This window comes from Flavobacterium sp. DG1-102-2 (assembly GCF_033042555.1).
Classification (GTDB): domain Bacteria; phylum Bacteroidota; class Bacteroidia; order Flavobacteriales; family Flavobacteriaceae; genus Flavobacterium.
This window is the reverse complement of sequence record NZ_JAWLIK010000001.1, coordinates 480727-497118: the sequence shown is the minus strand read 5'-3', so window position 1 is coordinate 497118 and position 16392 is coordinate 480727. Positions and strand designations below refer to the sequence as shown.

General features: G+C 40.5%; 18 protein-coding genes. All 18 read left to right on the top strand.

The annotated features are described in order from the left end of the window. Nucleotides 1-60 precede the first annotated feature (60 nt). The 18 genes from R1T16_RS02120 (at nucleotide 61) to moaCB (ending at nucleotide 16391) form a co-directional block, all read left to right on the top strand. Complete coding sequence (locus R1T16_RS02120; RefSeq protein WP_317499407.1) at nucleotides 61-621, top strand: AraC family transcriptional regulator; 561 nt, start codon at nucleotides 61-63, stop codon at nucleotides 619-621. Nucleotides 622-631: 10 nt separating this feature from the next. Further along, the gene (locus R1T16_RS02115; protein WP_317499406.1) at nucleotides 632-1084 is read left to right on the top strand and encodes a response regulator; all 453 of its coding nucleotides are present in this window, start codon (nucleotides 632-634) and stop codon (nucleotides 1082-1084) included. A gap of 347 nt (nucleotides 1085-1431) precedes the next feature. After that, nucleotides 1432-3597, top strand: coding sequence for a catalase (locus R1T16_RS02110; RefSeq protein WP_317499405.1), 2166 nt, complete (start codon nucleotides 1432-1434; stop codon nucleotides 3595-3597). Between the two features lie 13 nt (nucleotides 3598-3610). Next, nucleotides 3611-4198 carry a ferritin-like domain-containing protein gene (locus R1T16_RS02105; RefSeq protein WP_317499404.1) on the top strand — a complete coding sequence of 196 codons (588 nt, stop codon included), beginning with the start codon at nucleotides 3611-3613 and terminating at the stop codon, nucleotides 4196-4198. A gap of 36 nt (nucleotides 4199-4234) precedes the next feature. Beyond that, nucleotides 4235-4513 carry a hypothetical protein gene (locus tag R1T16_RS02100; RefSeq protein WP_317499403.1) on the top strand — a complete coding sequence of 93 codons (279 nt, stop codon included), beginning with the start codon at nucleotides 4235-4237 and terminating at the stop codon, nucleotides 4511-4513. A 724-nt stretch (nucleotides 4514-5237) separates the two neighbouring features. Then, nucleotides 5238-5705: a (2Fe-2S)-binding protein gene (locus tag R1T16_RS02095; RefSeq protein ID WP_317499402.1), complete on the top strand. Its 468-nt coding sequence runs from the start codon at nucleotides 5238-5240 to the stop codon at nucleotides 5703-5705. Between the two features lie 5 nt (nucleotides 5706-5710). Next, nucleotides 5711-6340, top strand: a complete 630-nt coding sequence (locus R1T16_RS02090; RefSeq protein ID WP_317499401.1) for a hypothetical protein — start codon at nucleotides 5711-5713, stop codon at nucleotides 6338-6340. 18 nt (nucleotides 6341-6358) lie between these two features. Beyond that, nucleotides 6359-8518 (top strand): xanthine dehydrogenase family protein molybdopterin-binding subunit, encoded by a 2160-nt coding sequence (locus R1T16_RS02085; protein WP_317499400.1) that lies wholly within the window; start codon nucleotides 6359-6361, stop codon nucleotides 8516-8518. 65 nt (nucleotides 8519-8583) lie between these two features. Then, on the top strand, nucleotides 8584-9708 hold the full coding sequence (locus R1T16_RS02080; RefSeq protein WP_317499399.1) for an XdhC/CoxI family protein: 1125 nt from the start codon (nucleotides 8584-8586) through the stop codon (nucleotides 9706-9708). Between the two features lies 1 nt (nucleotide 9709). Next, nucleotides 9710-10690, top strand: a complete 981-nt coding sequence (gene moaA / locus R1T16_RS02075; RefSeq protein ID WP_317499398.1) for a GTP 3',8-cyclase MoaA — start codon at nucleotides 9710-9712, stop codon at nucleotides 10688-10690. Next, nucleotides 10687-11274 (top strand): nucleotidyltransferase family protein, encoded by a 588-nt coding sequence (locus tag R1T16_RS02070; protein WP_317499397.1) that lies wholly within the window; start codon nucleotides 10687-10689, stop codon nucleotides 11272-11274. The genes moaA and R1T16_RS02070 overlap by 4 nt, the downstream gene beginning before the upstream one ends. Further along, nucleotides 11271-12449, top strand: a complete 1179-nt coding sequence (gene glp, locus R1T16_RS02065) for a gephyrin-like molybdotransferase Glp (RefSeq protein WP_317499396.1) — start codon at nucleotides 11271-11273, stop codon at nucleotides 12447-12449. The genes R1T16_RS02070 and glp overlap by 4 nt, the downstream gene beginning before the upstream one ends. Nucleotides 12450-12464: 15 nt before the next feature. After that, nucleotides 12465-13199 (top strand): sulfite exporter TauE/SafE family protein, encoded by a 735-nt coding sequence (locus R1T16_RS02060; RefSeq protein WP_317499395.1) that lies wholly within the window; start codon nucleotides 12465-12467, stop codon nucleotides 13197-13199. A gap of 2 nt (nucleotides 13200-13201) precedes the next feature. Beyond that, nucleotides 13202-13705 (top strand): molybdopterin-binding protein, encoded by a 504-nt coding sequence (locus R1T16_RS02055; RefSeq protein WP_317499394.1) that lies wholly within the window; start codon nucleotides 13202-13204, stop codon nucleotides 13703-13705. 1 nt (nucleotide 13706) lies between these two features. After that, nucleotides 13707-13934, top strand: coding sequence for a MoaD/ThiS family protein (locus tag R1T16_RS02050; RefSeq protein WP_317499393.1), 228 nt, complete (start codon nucleotides 13707-13709; stop codon nucleotides 13932-13934). A 1-nt stretch (nucleotide 13935) separates the two neighbouring features. Then, complete coding sequence (locus R1T16_RS02045; protein WP_317499392.1) at nucleotides 13936-15048, top strand: HesA/MoeB/ThiF family protein; 1113 nt, start codon at nucleotides 13936-13938, stop codon at nucleotides 15046-15048. Beyond that, entirely contained in the window at nucleotides 15041-15481 is a 441-nt protein-coding gene (locus tag R1T16_RS02040; RefSeq protein ID WP_317499391.1) for a molybdenum cofactor biosynthesis protein MoaE, read from the top strand. The genes R1T16_RS02045 and R1T16_RS02040 overlap by 8 nt, the downstream gene beginning before the upstream one ends. A gap of 1 nt (nucleotide 15482) precedes the next feature. Further along, a complete protein-coding gene (gene moaCB, locus R1T16_RS02035) occupies nucleotides 15483-16391 on the top strand; it encodes a bifunctional molybdenum cofactor biosynthesis protein MoaC/MoaB (RefSeq protein WP_317499390.1) in 909 nt (302 codons plus the stop codon). The last annotated feature ends 1 nt before the right edge of the window (nucleotide 16392 follow it).

Below are 16392 nucleotides of genomic sequence, written 5' to 3'. Positions count from 1 at the left end.
ACTCTTTTTATGGTATGTGCAAGAGCATTTAAGCTACATTTATAGAAACCTTACCTTACCATGAACCTATATTTAAAATACAATTTTGACAGGACCTGCCGCGTCGTCCTGCAAGAACAGCTTGATAAGTTCGATTTTAAATATGCAATTGCAGAAACGGGAACCATAAGTTTTGAGGAAAATATTTCTATGGAACAATATGTTTCGCTGCAACAACGGCTTATGCACTATGGAATAGAAATAGTGGATAACCAAAAAGCTATACTTGTCCAAAAGATAAAGGCAGCTATAATGGCTATGCTTGAACAGGACAATATGCCGCTAATCAAGATATCAACCTATCTTTCAGAGAAACTTGATGAGAATTACAGGACACTGTCTAATGTCTTTACAGAAGTATGCCATATTTCTATTGAAAGCTTCATTATAATCCAAAAAATAGAACGTGTAAAACAGCTGCTCATCACTGAGAACCTTTCGTTAACAGAAATATCATTTCGTATGAATTACAGCAGCGTTGCGCACCTATCAAACCAATTCAAAAAAATTACCGGATTTACTCCTACAGTCTTTCAAAAGGTAGTCCAGAACAAACGTACGTTAACAATTAACATAAACTAAATCTTAAATTATGGATCCGGAAAAACTTTACATTTTGCTTGCAGAAGATGACCAGGACGACCGCCTTTTCTTTAAGAAGGTTTTTGATAGTTTAAAGATTAAACACACGCTGGATATGTGTGAAGACGGCGATGAACTCATGGCTTATCTTGACGATTCTAACATTTTACCGCACATCATATTTCTTGATGTCAATATGCCGGGTAGATCAGGAATGGAGTGTTTAAAAGCTATAAGGTCAAGTACTAAATTACGGGAAACTACCGTTGCAATGTATTCCAGTCTGTCGTCCCGGGAAACAATTGAAGATGCTTTTATAAGTGGCGCGAATGTTTTTATAAAAAAGCCTAATGAGTTTGATGAGCTTAGAAAAATACTAAAAGAGGTAATGTATATCAACTGGCAATATGTTACAGATGGCATGAACCGCGAAAATTACATGATTAATTACTACAATACCTAAATCAATTTATTATATAGAGTCCTGCTAATCAGCAGGACTTTTTTTATGGTGTATAGTTTTACCATACCAAATGATGTAATGATTATTTAAAATGATGTAATTCTGCGCTGCATTAAGTGTTGTTACTTTGAGTAAGCTGCTGCTGCGATATCAAGTTCTTTACAGGTTTTGTTTTATTCGATTTTTCCCTCAAAATCAGCAGGATAATATGGCGCTACGCAGTGTACAACAATTCAAATCAAAAATCATCAAAATTGGCGCACAAAAGCAAAAGACGTTAAAAAGTTATCTTAAAGACAAAAGAAAAGTAGCCGGGTATTTCCATAATCAACCATTACAGTTATAATATGAAACAAAACAACAAACCACTTCCAAACAATCAGGAGGCTAAGCAGATGGATCTTTCTAAAGACAAGTCTGATGCAACAAACAAATTCCTGACAACAAACCAGGGAATAAAAATAAACGACGACAACAATTCATTAAAGGCAGGAGATCGTGGGCCTTCCTTGTTGGAAGATTTCATCTTAAGGGAAAAAATCACTCATTTTGACCATGAACGCATTCCTGAAAGAATTGTCCACGCCCGTGGATCTGGCGCTCATGGCTATTTTGAGGTTACTAACCCTATACCTCAATTTACAAAGGCTGGATTTTTACAGGAAGCAGGACAAAAGACGCCGGTTTTTGCACGTTTTTCTACTGTAGCCGGCTCACGCGGATCTACAGATCTCGCCCGTGACGTGCGTGGTTTCTCGGTAAAGTTTTACACTCAGGAAGGTATATATGATTTTGTAGGTAACAACATTCCGGTTTTCTTTATACAGGATGCAACAAAATTTCCTGATTTGGTACATGCTGTTAAACCTGAGCCGCACAACGAAATTCCACAGGCGTCTTCAGCCCACGATACATTTTGGGACTTTATTTCACTAATGCCTGAATCTACCCATATGATTATGTGGCTTATGTCAGATAGGGCTATTCCCCGTAGTTATCGTATGATGGAAGGTTTTGGGGTACACACATTCCGCTTCATTAATGAGCTAAACGAATCTCATTTTGTAAAAATACATTGGAAACCAAAATTAGGCACACATGCTGTTGTTTGGGACGAAGCACAAAAAATTTCAGGTAAAGATCCTGATTTTCACAGGCGTGACCTTTGGGAAGCTATCGATACAGGCAACTTTCCCGAATGGGAACTTGGTGTACAGATAGTACCGGAAGCTGATGAGCATAAATATGAATTTGACCTTCTGGATCCTACCAAAATAATTCCGGAAGAACTTGTTCCTGTTACCATTATTGGAAAAATGGTTTTGAATAGGAACCCCGACAACTTTTTTGCAGAGACAGAACAGATAGCTTTTCACCCTGGGCATGTAGTGCCGGGAATTGATTTTACAAATGACCCATTATTACAGGGAAGATTGTTCTCTTATACCGATACTCAATTATCGCGTTTAGGAAGCCCTAACTTCCATGAAATTCCTATTAACAGGAGTATTGCGCCAGTGCATAACAATCAGCGTGACGGCCATATGCGTCAGGAAATAAATATGGGCCGTGTAAGTTATTCGCCAAATTCATTAGGTGGCGGATGCCCTTATCAGGCAAAAATAGCTGAGGGTGGTTTCTCAAGTTTTAATGAACGTGTAGATGCGCACAAAGTACGTGCAAGAAGCGAGAGCTTTTCAGATCATTTTGGGCAGGCTAAGTTGTTCTTCAACAGCCAGACGCAGACTGAAAAGGATCACATTATAAGAGCCCTGCGTTTTGAATTGACAAAAGTAGAAACTACAGCTATCAGGGTGCGTATGCTTGGGATATTATCTCAGGTTGATACCGGTCTGGCCCAAAGTGTAGCACAAGGATTACGTTTAGTAGTTCCGGCATCTCCTGAGCAGCCAATGAACCATGGTGTGTCACCTGAAAATTTAGGTGGTGAGCAGGAACCTAAAACAGTGCCCTCTTCGGTAGAATCTTCGCAGGCATTGAGTATGATCAATAATCCTACAGTAACGCCAACGATAGCTTCGCGTAAGGTTGCCATTGTATGTGCTGACGGTGTTGACGAACAGGTCGTACTGAATTTAAAGATGGCACTTTTAAAAGAAGACGCTAAGGGCTGTATTATAGCGCCGTATCACGGTATAGTAAAAACAGACAAAGGTGGAGAGATGGCGGTTGACTTTACATTTCTTACCTGTTCATCGGTATTATTTGACGCTGTTTACGTACCTGGAGGGCAGGGACTTAATGAGCTCTCACAGGACGCCGATGTTATGGACTTTTTGAACGATGCTTACAGGCATTGTAAAATAATAGGAGTGCAGGGGCAGGGGATAGAATTATTGTCAGGAACTGCATTTGCAGATAAGATTGATAATGGCGACGAGGGCATTGTAGCGGAAGAAGACAACAATAGCCCTGAATTTGCCGCAAATTTTATCATTGCCATGGCCGGCCATCGTTTTTGGGCACGTGAAGCTACACTATCAAACAATTAATAAAAAATAGATTATGAAAAATTCAGATATGCCTGCAAAAGAAAAATCAAACAATGATAATAGTGTGGTTTCACCTGCAGCTAATGCAGCTGTTGAGCTAAAAGACTTCTTTATCGATTCATTAAAGGATATATACTGGGCAGAAAATGCCTTAGTTTCTGCTTTACCTAACATGGCTCAAAATGCAACATCGCCATTGTTGGCATCAGCTATAAGAGAACATCTTGAGGTTACTAAAAATCAGGTAGTACGACTTGAAAGTGTTTTTGAGCTTCTTGGTGAAAAAGCAGAAGGAAAAAAATGTGAGGCTATGGCAGGCCTGCTTAAAGAGGGCGATAGTATTCTTGAGGAAACAGTACCCGGCCCTGTGCGTGATGCAGGCATCATTGCTGCCTCTCAAAAAATTGAACATTATGAAATAGCTACTTACGGCACACTTTGCGCCTTCGCTAAAACCCTGGGTGAAAACGACGCTGCAAAATTGCTTAGCCAGACTCTCGCGGAAGAGAAAGAAGCAGATATGATCCTTAGTGATGCGGCTTATAGTTCAATCAATTTTAAGGCTGCTGATAATCTGTCAGATCAAGCTCTTACTAATTAACATGTACTCTTTTAAATTTAATATAACTATAATATCATGAAAAAAGTATTTTTAACACTTGGCGCTATGCTGGCTTTTGGTATAGCTTCAGCCCAGACCGACAGCACTTCAACAAGCCGTTCATCAACATCTGGGAAGACTACCACTGCTCAGCAAACGGGTACTCAAAAGCAGCATAAAAAGAATGCTAAGAAGAAAGTTGCAAATAATACATCAGGTACAACGACAACATCACAGGGTACAGCCCAACCTGCTACAAATGAAACGCGTAAAAGCGGAACAAACGGAACGGGTACAACTACAAACAGGCCTTAAACAGCCTTAAAATATCCTTTTTTTCCAGCAGGCAGATGTATTGAACTTATATCACTTGCAAAAGCCTGTAGGTAACTACAGGCTTTTTTTTTACCTGTTTTTTAAAGGTATAAGTATAGGATTTGCCACTATTAAACGTGCCAAATCTAGGTTTAAGTTTTACGAACTCTGGCTTTGAGTAATCTTCAAAAACGAATTTAAACCATTTCAACTCCCCATCAGTAATATTGGTAGGCAATACCGTAATCTGTCTACAGGCTATTTACATATAAGTTGTGAAGTTTGTCATTAAAAACATTTAGGATGAAGATTAAAGTTACTTCATATTGGTAGCCTTACTATTTTTTTATTTAACTAGCAGATCACATGGCTTCTGCTTATGAAATGAAGAAGCTCTGGTCAGGGCTGTCCAAAAACGTGGCATCTCAAGAAAAGAAATTTTTTTGTTCCCACTAAACTTTGAATTAAAGATATAGGCTATGAGAAAGCTCAAAAAGGTTAAATATCGATTTGTAATTGACGTGGCTTCATTGAGTTAATCCGATATTATTATGAGATTATGTAAAGCCTTTTCTTTATTTGAAGCCGGTTTTGTTTTTCCGGTTTTTTCTTAAATTATTGTTAATCCGTAATATTGGTAAGTAAAACAGGAATAATGATAAATAGATATCAGTTAAAAATTGCGAAATTTACTTCTCTTTACAAAAATAAAACAAAAACTAATATGATAAAACTGACTATTAACGGAAAAGAGCATAGTCTCGATGCCGATCCGGAAATGCCATTATTATGGGCAATCCGTGATTTGGCAGGATTGACAGGAACTAAATTTGGTTGCGGCGTGGCACAATGCGGTGCATGTATGGTACACCTTGATGGTGATGCTGTGCGTTCATGCGTAACTAAGGTAAATCGTGCTGTAGGCAAACAGGTAATTACTATAGAAGGCCTTTCGCAAAACAATAACCATCCGGTGCAGCAGGCGTGGGCAGAAATTGATGTGCCGCAATGCGGCTATTGCCATTCTGGACAAATCATGGCAGCGGCAGTACTACTGCGTGATAACCCAAATCCTAGCGACGCCGATATAGATGTGGCTATGGCTGGAAACATTTGCCGTTGTGGCACTTATCCGCGTATACGTAAAGCGATACATGCAGCAGCAGAGCTCCAACAAAAAACACTAAAATAGATGCCATGAAAAATACGAATAATAAGATTGCTTCAAGAGTGACAATTGTGGCATTGCTGTCTGTTTCTGCGCTTGCTATGGCATTTTCCTTTAATAACGATAAAACAAAGGTAAGTGAATATTCTCCTATAAAAGAAGTTAAGAAAGACAGTGTAGCGTCTGTAAAGGCTTTTCAAAAAGTATATACGGTATTAATGAGCCCACGCTGCATGAATTGTCATCCTATCGGTGACGTGCCATTGCAGGGAGAGGACAGCCATATCCATCAAATGATGCCGCAAAGAGGTAAGGACGGAAAAGGAATTTATGCAATGAAATGTACTAACTGCCACCAGCCCGAAAATACGCCGGGTCTACATATGCCACCAGGTCATCCGGACTGGCATTTACCACCAGCTGATATGAAAATGGTTTTTGAAGGAAAAACAGCTCATGAGTTGGCTAAGCAGTTGATAGATCCAAGCCAAAATGGACATAAGGACTTAAAGAAACTTATAGAACACGCCGACGATGGTCTTGTAAAAACAGGATGGAATCCTGGCGAAGGGCTTAAAAAACCGCCATTAAGCCACAAAGAATTCAAAAAAGCGTGGATCGAGTGGATTGAAAAAGGTGCTTATGCACCTGCTCCTTAACAAACTAAATATAAGATTATGTCATCAACAACAGATATATCAAGAAGAGGCTTTCTTAAAATTGCAGGTCTTGGCAGCACAGCCTTATACCTTGGTCTTTTCAGTTCAGGTACGGAGGCAGGTGCTACGGTTATAAATGCAGGAAATGCCGCTAACCAAAGTGTTGAACTTAATGCCTGGGTTATAATAGATACCTCGGGTAAGGTAACACTTGTAGACCACCGTGCTGAAATGGGTCAGGGGTCTTACCAATCGGTTTCACAAATACTCGCTGAAGAGCTTGAGGTAGACCTTAATAATGTAAATATCATCTTTGGTAAAGGGGATAAAAAATATGGCAGTCAGGTGACTGGTGGTAGTTCCACGATACGCTCAAATTATAAGAACTTTTTAAAATTAACGGCAACAGCGCGCGAAATGTTAATTGCGGCGGCGGCTGCACAATGGGCTGTACCCCACAAAGAATGCCATGCAGAACATGGACATGTTATTCATAAAAAATCGGATAGAAAAGCACATTATGGCGAACTCGTAGTTGCTGCGTCAAAGCTAACCCCTCCGACGGACGTGAAGCTTAAAAAACGTTCTGAATACAGATTAATCGGAAAACCTCTTAAGCGCCTCGACACACCAATGAAAACTAACGGTACTGCCATTTTTGGCCTTGACAAGCGTGTGCCGGGAATGCTCTTCGCTGCTGTAGAGCGCAATCCGCGACTAAGGGGTAAAGTAAAAAGTTTTGATGCCTCGGAAGCTTTAAAAGTACCGGGTGTACAAAAAGTTTTCAAAATAAAAATGCTGGTCTTTAAAACCTATCGTGAAGGTGTAGCTGTAGTAGCTAACAGTACTTATGCCGCACTTAAGGGAAAAAAAGCCCTTAAAATAGAATGGGATGATAGCGGATTTGAACATATTAATACTGCCGATATTTATAAACGCCAGCTTGAAAATGTACAAACTAAAGAAGGATTATCCTTTAAAAAACAGGGAGATCCTGACGCTGCACTTACAAAGTCATCACAAAAGCTGGATGTAATATATCAAACGCCTTTTCAGTCGCATTCGCCCATTGAGCCGCTAAACTGTGTGGCACACTATCAAGGCGATAAGGTAGAGATTTGGGGTCCTATACAGGCACCGGACTGGATTCAGGATGCGCTGAGTGAAGAAATGGGGCTTAAAAGAGAAAATGTAATTGTAAACATGACCTTCCTTGGTGGCGGCTTTGGGCGTAAGGCATTTATGGACTATCCGCATGAGGCTGCTGTAATTTCAAAAGAAATTAATGCGCCTGTCCAGGTGGTTTGGACACGTGAAGACGAGATGACGCAAGGCCCTTATCGCCCAGGTATTACCTATCGTTGTGAAGCATCGATTGATAATGGAAATATCGATGCACTGAAGTTCCGTATGTCAGGTCAGAATAATGACCACTGGCGCGACCCTAAAAACAAAGAAAAAGCTAACCGCAGTACGAGCGAAGGATTCTTGAAACCGTATTATGATTCAATTAAAAATATAAGCTTCGCCGAGGTGATTTTCGAAATGCCAATGCCAAGTATGTGGTGGCGATCGGTTTATGCCTCTACTAACGGATTTGCCTACGAGAGTTTTCTTGACGAGGTGGCACACGCTGCTGGCAAGGACCCTATGCAACTGCGCAGGCAGTACCTGACCGATGAGCGCAGCCAAAAACTTCTGGACAAAATGGAAGAGGTATCAGGATGGAAAAACCGCAAAAAGAACGAAGGCTTTGGTGTCGCTATCACAGAATGTTTTGAAGCGACCGTAGCTCAGGTGGTTAAGGTTTCACGTAAAACAGATGGAAAAGTAAAGATTGACAAGGTTTGGGCCGTCATGGATTGTGGCTGGTATGTAAATCCTGACATTGTTAGGGCACAGGTAGAAGGTGCTATCGTAATGGGCCTTGGCGCTGCTACCATGCACGAAATTACCTTTACTGATGGACTGGTTGATCAAAGAAATTTTCACTCGTACCAAATGCCTCGTATCTATGATATTCCGCCTATTGAAGTACATATCATGGAGAATGGCGAAGATGCAGGCGGTGTAGGTGAACCGGGATTACCGTCTTTTGCGCCTGCACTAACCAATGCTATTTTTGACCTCACCGGCAAACGTGTGAGGACATTACCATTTAAAATGGAAGAAGTATAAAAATGCTGAATTAAACTCATCATTAAAAATGGCATTAATTTCTGCCCACAGCTTATATTTATAGTATGAAGGAAATTTCAAATATCATAAAAGCTTATGATGCTGCACATAGCCTTGGTATAAAAACTGCCCTTGCTACTGTAGTTAAGGTCGAGGGATCTTCGTATCGGCAGCCAGGTGCCAGAATGCTGGTTACTGATGAAGGCTTACTAACCGGAGCGATAAGCGGAGGATGCCTTGAGGGTGATGCCCTTCGTAAAGCGCTTTTGTGTATTAACCAGCAGCAAAATAAGCTTATTACTTATGATACTAATAATGAAGATGATGTAGAGTTTGGTGTACAGTTAGGCTGTAATGGTATTGTGCATATCCTTTTTGAATATATAGATGAAACTAAACAGGATAATCCTATCTCCCTACTTAAAAAACTAGAGGAAGAGCTTAGCGATGCTGTATTGGTAACAATTTACAGCCTGAAGAGGAATCAAGAACAGATTGGGACATCACTATTTTACAGGGAAGGTGTTACCATTTGCAACAATAATACGGCATTTCAATTATTACCTGATGCAGAAACTGTATTGAAAAACCATATTTCGTTGATTAAACAGGTATCAATTGAGGAACAAAATCATGAAGCCCTAATTGAATATATTTCTCCATCACTGCAATTAGTAATAGCCGGCGCAGGTAATGATATACAACCAGTTGTAAAAGCGGCGTCGTTAATAGGCTGGGATGTTGTAGTGGGCGATGGTCGTGCAACACATGCATTGCCACAACGATTTCCCGATGCCAAACAGGTATTTCTGGCTAAACCGGATGAGCTCATAGCACAAATTAAAATTAATGTGTCAACCTGTTTTGTATTAATGACTCACAATTACAAATATGACCTCGCTTTATTGAAAATGTTGCTGGAAACTGAAGTACCTTACATAGGTATCCTCGGGCCAAAGACGAAACTTAACCGTATGTTTGACGATTTACAACAGGAAGGCATTATTATAAATGATGCGCAGCTTGACAGGATCTATGGGCCCATAGGCCTGGATATAGGCGCAGAAACATCAGAAGAGATCGCTATTTCGGTTGTTGCTGAAATTAAAGCAGTGATAAGCGGAAAAACAGGTGCATCTCTAAAGTTCAAAACCCAAAAAATACACGATACCACTATCGTGATACAATAATATGATAACAGACACCTTTGGACGAGTGCACGATTACCTCAGGATATCGCTTACCGATAACTGCAACCTGCGCTGCTTTTACTGTATGCCAGAAGAGAAGTATGCCTTTGCTCCGGCATCAAAGCTAATGCAGGTGAATGAGATAGAGCAGCTGGCAAAATTGTTTGTAGACAATGGCGTAAAAAAGATACGCCTTACCGGTGGCGAACCTTTAGTACGTAAGGATGCTCCAAAGATCATCGAGGCATTGGGAAAGTTAGGTATTGAATTAGCTATCACGACAAATGGCGTTCGTTTGCACGAAATGCTGCCAGAGCTTATGGCCGCCAATATCAGTACCATTAACATAAGCCTTGACACCCTGCAACCCGATAAGTTCCTTAAAATTACGCGCAGGGATTTATATCACCGTGTGCGAAGCAATATAGAACTGCTTTTGCAGCATAATATACGTACAAAAATTAATGTGGTGGTAATGAAAGGGCTTAATGATAATGAGATAAACGACTTTATTGCCCTGACTAAACACTATCCGCTTGAGATCCGCTTTATAGAGTTCATGCCTTTTGCTGGTAATCAGTGGACTAGTAATCAGGTTTTTACCTTAAAGGATGTGTTGAGCAAAATTTCCGAAGAATATGAGACCCTGCCGGTAGAAGCAGGCCCTAATGATACCGCAAAACATTTTATGATACCCGGTCATATAGGAACTTTTGCAGTAATAAGCACTATGAGTTCACCTTTTTGTGAAGGTTGTAATCGTATGCGACTTACTGCAGATGGCAAACTTAAAAACTGCCTGTTCTCTAAAACAGAAACCGACCTTCTAGGGAGCTTAAGGCGTGGTGAGGATGTGTTACCACTTATTATAGGTGCTGTAAAAGCTAAGGCAAAAGCATTGGGTGGACAGATGGATCAAAAATTTGAAGATCTTGATGCGGGCAAATTGCAAAACCGCAGCATGATAACTATAGGAGGATGAGTATAGGTGTTATTATCCTTGCTGCCGGGAATTCTTCAAGGCTTGGGCAGCCCAAGCAGCTTTTATACTACGAAGACACAAGCCTTATAAACCGCGTAACGCGTGAAGCAACGTTATTTGCAGGTGATGCTGTAATTGTAGTGACAGGTTCAGCGCACGATACTATTGAAGCCGATATAGCCGGCCTAAGCATAATAACCTGTCATAACCCCAACTGGAAAGATGGCATGGCTTCTTCTATAAAGACGGGACTTAAGCATTTACTTCTTGTTTACCCTAAACTAAAAAGCTGTATTATAAGTGTTTGTGACCAGCCTCATCTTAATGCGGAAGTATTCCAACAGCTGGTTCTTCAACAACAAAAATCAGGTACAGGTATTGTTGCCTCTCAGTATGCAGAAGTTACAGGTGTGCCAGCGCTTTTTGAAAGGCAGTATTTTGATGCATTGCTGCATCTTAAAGGGCAGGAAGGCGCACGCAAGCTTATTGCAAAATATAAAGACGATATGGCTGTAATTTCCTTTGAAAAAGGAGCAATTGACATTGATACTATTGAAGATTATAATAACCTCATTAATAAATGATAAATGTACAACAGGCAAAGCAGTTTATTAATGAATCTGTAAGCTATACAAACATACAAATCCTCCCTTTATTACAGGCTTTTGGCCTTGTAACGGCAAACGATATAATCGCTACGGTAAGCATACCTAATTTTGTGCAGTCTTCCATGGACGGTTATGCAATTAAGTTTGCCGATAAGGATAATGATCTACAGATAATCGGTGAGATGGCTGCCGGAACTACAGAGTCGATACTTATAAGAAATGGACAGGCAGCAAGAATATTTACCGGTGCACCATTACCCGAAGGTGCTGATACAGTAGTGATGCAAGAGAAAGTAGCTGTTGAAAACGGGATGATAAAAATACTGGATGATAAGATAATTCTTGGCCTTAACGTGAGGCCTAAAGGATCAGAAGTTACCGAAGGACAAGTTGCCATGCAAAAAGGGACATACCTTTCGGCTGCTGCCATTGGTTTTTTAGCGGGTATTGGCTGTGCAGAAGTTTCCGTATACAGTCCTCCCGATGTGAGTATTATTCTCACAGGAAATGAATTGCAGGAACAGGGTAAGCCATTAAAATTTGGCCAGGTATATGAAGCAAGCTCTTTTCAGCTGAAAGCGGCGCTGCAAAAAGCAGGAATAAAAAACATCGGTGTAATGCATGCTGAAGACGACCCTGAGTCACTTAAAAAGTGTTTAAAATATGCACTTGCTACAAGTAAGGTGGTATTGCTTACAGGAGGTGTCAGCGTAGGTGATTATGACTATGTTCCGGCAGCTGCTGAGGCTTGTGATATTGAACAAAAATTTCATAAAATAAAACAAAAACCAGGCAAGCCACTCTTTTTTGGAATAAAAGGTACTACTACAATATTTGGGCTTCCGGGTAACCCGTCGTCTTCACTTACCTGCTTTTATGAATATGTGCTGCCAGCTCTTGAAAAGATGATGAATCTACCTGGTTCTGTGACAAAAACCGCAGCAATTGCTACCCACGATTATATAAAACCACAAGGCCTTACCCATTTCCTAAAAGCTTACCATAATAATGGCAATGTAACTCCACTCCACGCACAGGAGTCATACAGGCTTCATTCGTTTGCTCAGGCCAATTGTTTTCTGGTGCTGCCTGAAGATTCTGAAGGATGCAAAGGCGGGGACAGTGTTGAAGTACACCTTTTGCCCTTATAAATATAAATTTGATACATGTCTTTAGAACTCTTTTACATTATACTTTTTTTTGTTGCGTTTTTATATGCTGCTGTAGGACACGGCGGAGCGAGTGGCTATCTGGCACTTATGGCGCTGTATGGTGCAGCCCCGGAAGAGATGAAGCCCACTGCTTTAATGCTTAACCTTTTTGTATCGCTAACCTCTTTTATTCAATATTACAGGGGAGGGCATTTCAAATGGAAATTGTTTATTCCTGTCGCTTTAGCTTCGGTGCCAATGGCATTTTTAGGTGGAATGGTTACCGTTGAAGACCGTCTGTACAAGACTGTTCTGGGAGTTCTGCTGCTGTTTCCTGTAATACGTTTTTTCTTTTTTAAAAATGTGCCTGATGAGGAACTAAAACCGCACAATACTTATGTCGCTGCTGGTACCGGAGGTGTTGTAGGATTACTTTCGGGTATGATAGGCATTGGCGGTGGAATTATCCTTTCACCGATATTACTGCTGCTCAAATGGACAAACCAAAAACAAACGGCAGCTATAAGTGCGTTATTTATTTTTGTAAATTCGGTAGCTGGTCTTATGGGCCAGTTTACTCAGGGTATTGTGTTTAATTCAAACATGTTTATGTATGTGGTGGTAGCTTTTGCGGGAGGATTGCTGGGAGCGTATTTTGGTTCTAAGAAATTTGATCAGAATGTTTTAAAATACACACTTGCCACAGTACTACTGCTTGCATCATATAAACTATTATTTACGACAGCTTAGTTATGCGATATATTTATGTTTTTTTGCTATGGTTGGTATTTTGCCTTTCTGCTAATGGTCAGGTTACTAAAACAATTACCATAGAGGGAGCAATTGCCAAACCATTAGTCGTTAGCTTTGATAACCTTAAGTCTTTCAAAAGTAAAACCATTGACAGCCTGCAAATATTAAACCACAAACATGAATACAAGAGCACGCTTAAAGGCATTAAAGGCGTGTTGCTTAAAGACGTATTGTCGAAGGCTGAATTTAGCGTGAATTCTCCAAAAGTGTTAAGCGAGTTTTACATAGTGTGTATTGCTGATGACGGCTATAAGGTGGTGTATTCCTGGAATGAGCTGTTTAACAGCTCCACTGGTGATCAAACCCTCATTGTTACAGAGGTTAATAAAACACCTTCCATAAATCAAAAGGAAGGTATTATGTTACTTACACCCACAGACAGGGCAACGGGCAGGCGTTATGTGAAAAACTTTTCGAAGGTTAGCATTCAACAGATTAAATAATATGAAAATTAAAGTTCTAGCCTTTGGGCAAATAGCTGAGATTACAGGAAGCCAACTGTATATGGAAGCGATAGACACTGCCGTTTTAAAAGCGGCTTTACAAATAGAGTTTCCCGCTTTAGCGGATAAGAAATATGCAATCGCAGTTAATAATAAAGTAATAACTGATACTAAAGGCTTATCAGAAAATGATGTGGTGGCGTTAATGCCGCCTTATTCGGGAGGATAAAATGAAAGAAGTTAACCAACGATATGCCAGGCATTACAGCCTGAAAGGATTTGGATTGCAGGGGCAGAAAAAGCTTGCTGCGGCAAAAGTATTGGTTGTCGGTGCCGGTGGCCTGGGCTGTCCGGCTTTGCAGTACCTTACTGCTGCCGGCGTTGGGACAATTACTATTGTTGACCATGATATGGTTTCGTTAAGTAACCTGCAACGCCAGGTATTGTTTACGACCGAAGATATTGGCAAGCCTAAAGCGGAAGTTGCTTCAAGAAGGCTGAAATCCTTAAATCCTGAAATTACTATAACTTTTAAAAGCGAATCTATATCTACATTAAATGCGCTTGAGCTGATTGCAGAACACGATGTAACAATTGACTGTACCGACAATTTTGCAACGCGTTACCTTATCAACGATGCATGTGTACTTTTGGATAAACCATTAATTTTTGGAGCGATTTCGGAATATGAAGGGCAGGTTTCTGTATTCAATGTAGCAGATGTTACTGGTAATAAGTTGAATTACAGACATTTGTTTCCTACGCCACCTAACTCTCTTGAAGTCCAGGATTGTAATGAGGCAGGAGTACTTGGCGTATTGCCGGGAATTATAGGTACACTGCAAGCTACTGAGGCGATAAAAGTCATAACCGGAATTGGCGAAGTGCAGGCAGGAACGCTGATGACGTTCAATTTACTAAATTATGCAACGCATATCTTTGAGCTTTCAGCAGATGATTCTGTGTTTAAATTGATACCAAAAGATATGGCTGTTTTTAAAGCAACTGATTATGAATGGCTTTGCGGTATGAAGGAAAAAGGCATAAATGAACTGTCCCCCCAGAAATTTTTATCTGTATTGGATAAGTCTGACACAATTATTATAGACGTGCGGGAGCACAATGAATTGCCGAAAGCGCTGTTTCAATGCATTTCGTTACCACTATCGGGTTTGACAGATAATTTGCCGGAAATTAAAGAAAACAATATCATCTTGTTTTGCCAAAGCGGTAAGCGCAGTTTGAAAGCCGGACAGCTTTTTTTAAATAGATACAGAAAACAGAAGAAAATTAGCCACCTTACAGGCGGCATTTTAGCATTACAAGAACATGATTATGGATAAGAGCATTAAAAATATATTTACGCAGGGTGCTATCAGTCCCACATTTATAGCCGACAGTATTGCAAAGCATTCGGCGAAGACAAATATTGGAGCACATGCCATTTTTTTGGGACAGGTGCGTGCTGATGAAATTGATGGTAAAATAGTCAGTGCTATAGAGTACACATCACATGAGAATATGGCCCTTGAAAAAATGCACGAAATCCGCGAAGAAATATTTGACAAATATGAGCTGACGTGCATGCATATCCACCATAGTCTTGGCACAATAAATACAGGCGAAATATGCCTTTTTGTATTCGCATCATCTAAACACCGTAAAGCAGCTACCGAAGCCTCCAATGAGGTAGTAGAACGTATTAAAGCAGAACTACCTGTATGGGGAAGAGAAATTTTTGAAGATGCCACCCACCAGTGGAAAGTAAATAAATAATATGGTAAATATTACACATAAAACTAATACACTGCGCAAGGCTATCGCTACTGCGATAGTGCTGACTTCAAAGCAGGAAACCATTGATGCTGTAGAACAGCGAAAAGTACCTAAAGGCGATATCTTTGAATTTGCACGTGCGGCAGCACTTTTCGGGATTAAAAAAACCAGCGATGTAATACCGGACTGCCATCCGCTTCCGGTAGAGTACGCCAGTATTACCTATGCCATTGAAGGCCTGGCTGTGATAATATCTGTAGAAGTGCATACTATTTATAAAACCGGGGTAGAGGTAGAGGCCATGCATGGTGCTTCTGTCGCGGCACTGGTAATGTATGATATGCTAAAGCCGATAGACAAGAATGTTGAAATACAAAATATCCGTCTAAATGAAAAACATGGCGGTAAATCGGATAAAAACAATTTTCCTCAAAACCTGAAATGTGCAGTCGTGGTTTGCAGTGATACAGTGTCTAAAGGTGAAAAAGAAGATAGTTCCGGTAAGGTGATTATGAAAATTCTTGGCTCCCAGGGATATGATGAAATCGATTATCAGATTGTACCTGACGAAATTGAAACGATACAACAGGTATTACGTGGACTTATTGAAACTAAAACCGACTTAGTTCTCTTTACAGGAGGTACAGGATTATCGCAACGTGATGTAACCCCGGAGGCTGTACGACCGTTTATAGATACAGAGATTGCCGGTATTATGGAAGCTGCCCGTGCCTATGGGCAGGACAGGGTAAAAACCGCAATGCTAAGCCGTGGTGTTGCAGGTTTTGCGGGCGATACATTAGTTATAACGCTGCCTGGGTCTAAAAAAGGGGTAGAGGAGAGCCTGCAGGCAATCTTTCCGCAAGTGCTGCATGTATTTAGCGTAAGGGAAGGAAATCGACACAATTAAC

Excerpts from the sequence above, each read along its gene's own strand:
- R1T16_RS02085 (WP_317499400.1), top strand. The coding sequence starts at position 6,359 with ATGTCATCAACAACAGATATATCAAGAAGAGGCTTTCTTAAAATTGCA.
- R1T16_RS02080 (WP_317499399.1), top strand. The coding sequence starts at position 8,584 with ATGAAGGAAATTTCAAATATCATAAAAGCTTATGATGCTGCACATAGC.
- R1T16_RS02045 (WP_317499392.1), top strand. The coding sequence starts at position 13,936 with ATGAAAGAAGTTAACCAACGATATGCCAGGCATTACAGCCTGAAAGGA.
- R1T16_RS02055 (WP_317499394.1), top strand. The coding sequence starts at position 13,202 with ATGCGATATATTTATGTTTTTTTGCTATGGTTGGTATTTTGCCTTTCT.
- glp (WP_317499396.1), top strand. The coding sequence starts at position 11,271 with ATGATAAATGTACAACAGGCAAAGCAGTTTATTAATGAATCTGTAAGC.
- R1T16_RS02110 (WP_317499405.1), top strand. The coding sequence starts at position 1,432 with ATGAAACAAAACAACAAACCACTTCCAAACAATCAGGAGGCTAAGCAG.
- R1T16_RS02120 (WP_317499407.1), top strand. The coding sequence starts at position 61 with ATGAACCTATATTTAAAATACAATTTTGACAGGACCTGCCGCGTCGTC.
- R1T16_RS02040 (WP_317499391.1), top strand. The coding sequence starts at position 15,041 with ATGGATAAGAGCATTAAAAATATATTTACGCAGGGTGCTATCAGTCCC.
- R1T16_RS02050 (WP_317499393.1), top strand. The coding sequence starts at position 13,707 with ATGAAAATTAAAGTTCTAGCCTTTGGGCAAATAGCTGAGATTACAGGA.
- moaCB (WP_317499390.1), top strand. The coding sequence starts at position 15,483 with ATGGTAAATATTACACATAAAACTAATACACTGCGCAAGGCTATCGCT.
- R1T16_RS02070 (WP_317499397.1), top strand. The coding sequence starts at position 10,687 with ATGAGTATAGGTGTTATTATCCTTGCTGCCGGGAATTCTTCAAGGCTT.
- R1T16_RS02100 (WP_317499403.1), top strand. The coding sequence starts at position 4,235 with ATGAAAAAAGTATTTTTAACACTTGGCGCTATGCTGGCTTTTGGTATA.
- moaA (WP_317499398.1), top strand. The coding sequence starts at position 9,710 with ATGATAACAGACACCTTTGGACGAGTGCACGATTACCTCAGGATATCG.
- R1T16_RS02060 (WP_317499395.1), top strand. The coding sequence starts at position 12,465 with ATGTCTTTAGAACTCTTTTACATTATACTTTTTTTTGTTGCGTTTTTA.
- R1T16_RS02105 (WP_317499404.1), top strand. The coding sequence starts at position 3,611 with ATGAAAAATTCAGATATGCCTGCAAAAGAAAAATCAAACAATGATAAT.
- R1T16_RS02095 (WP_317499402.1), top strand. The coding sequence starts at position 5,238 with ATGATAAAACTGACTATTAACGGAAAAGAGCATAGTCTCGATGCCGAT.
- R1T16_RS02115 (WP_317499406.1), top strand. The coding sequence starts at position 632 with ATGGATCCGGAAAAACTTTACATTTTGCTTGCAGAAGATGACCAGGAC.
- R1T16_RS02090 (WP_317499401.1), top strand. The coding sequence starts at position 5,711 with ATGAAAAATACGAATAATAAGATTGCTTCAAGAGTGACAATTGTGGCA.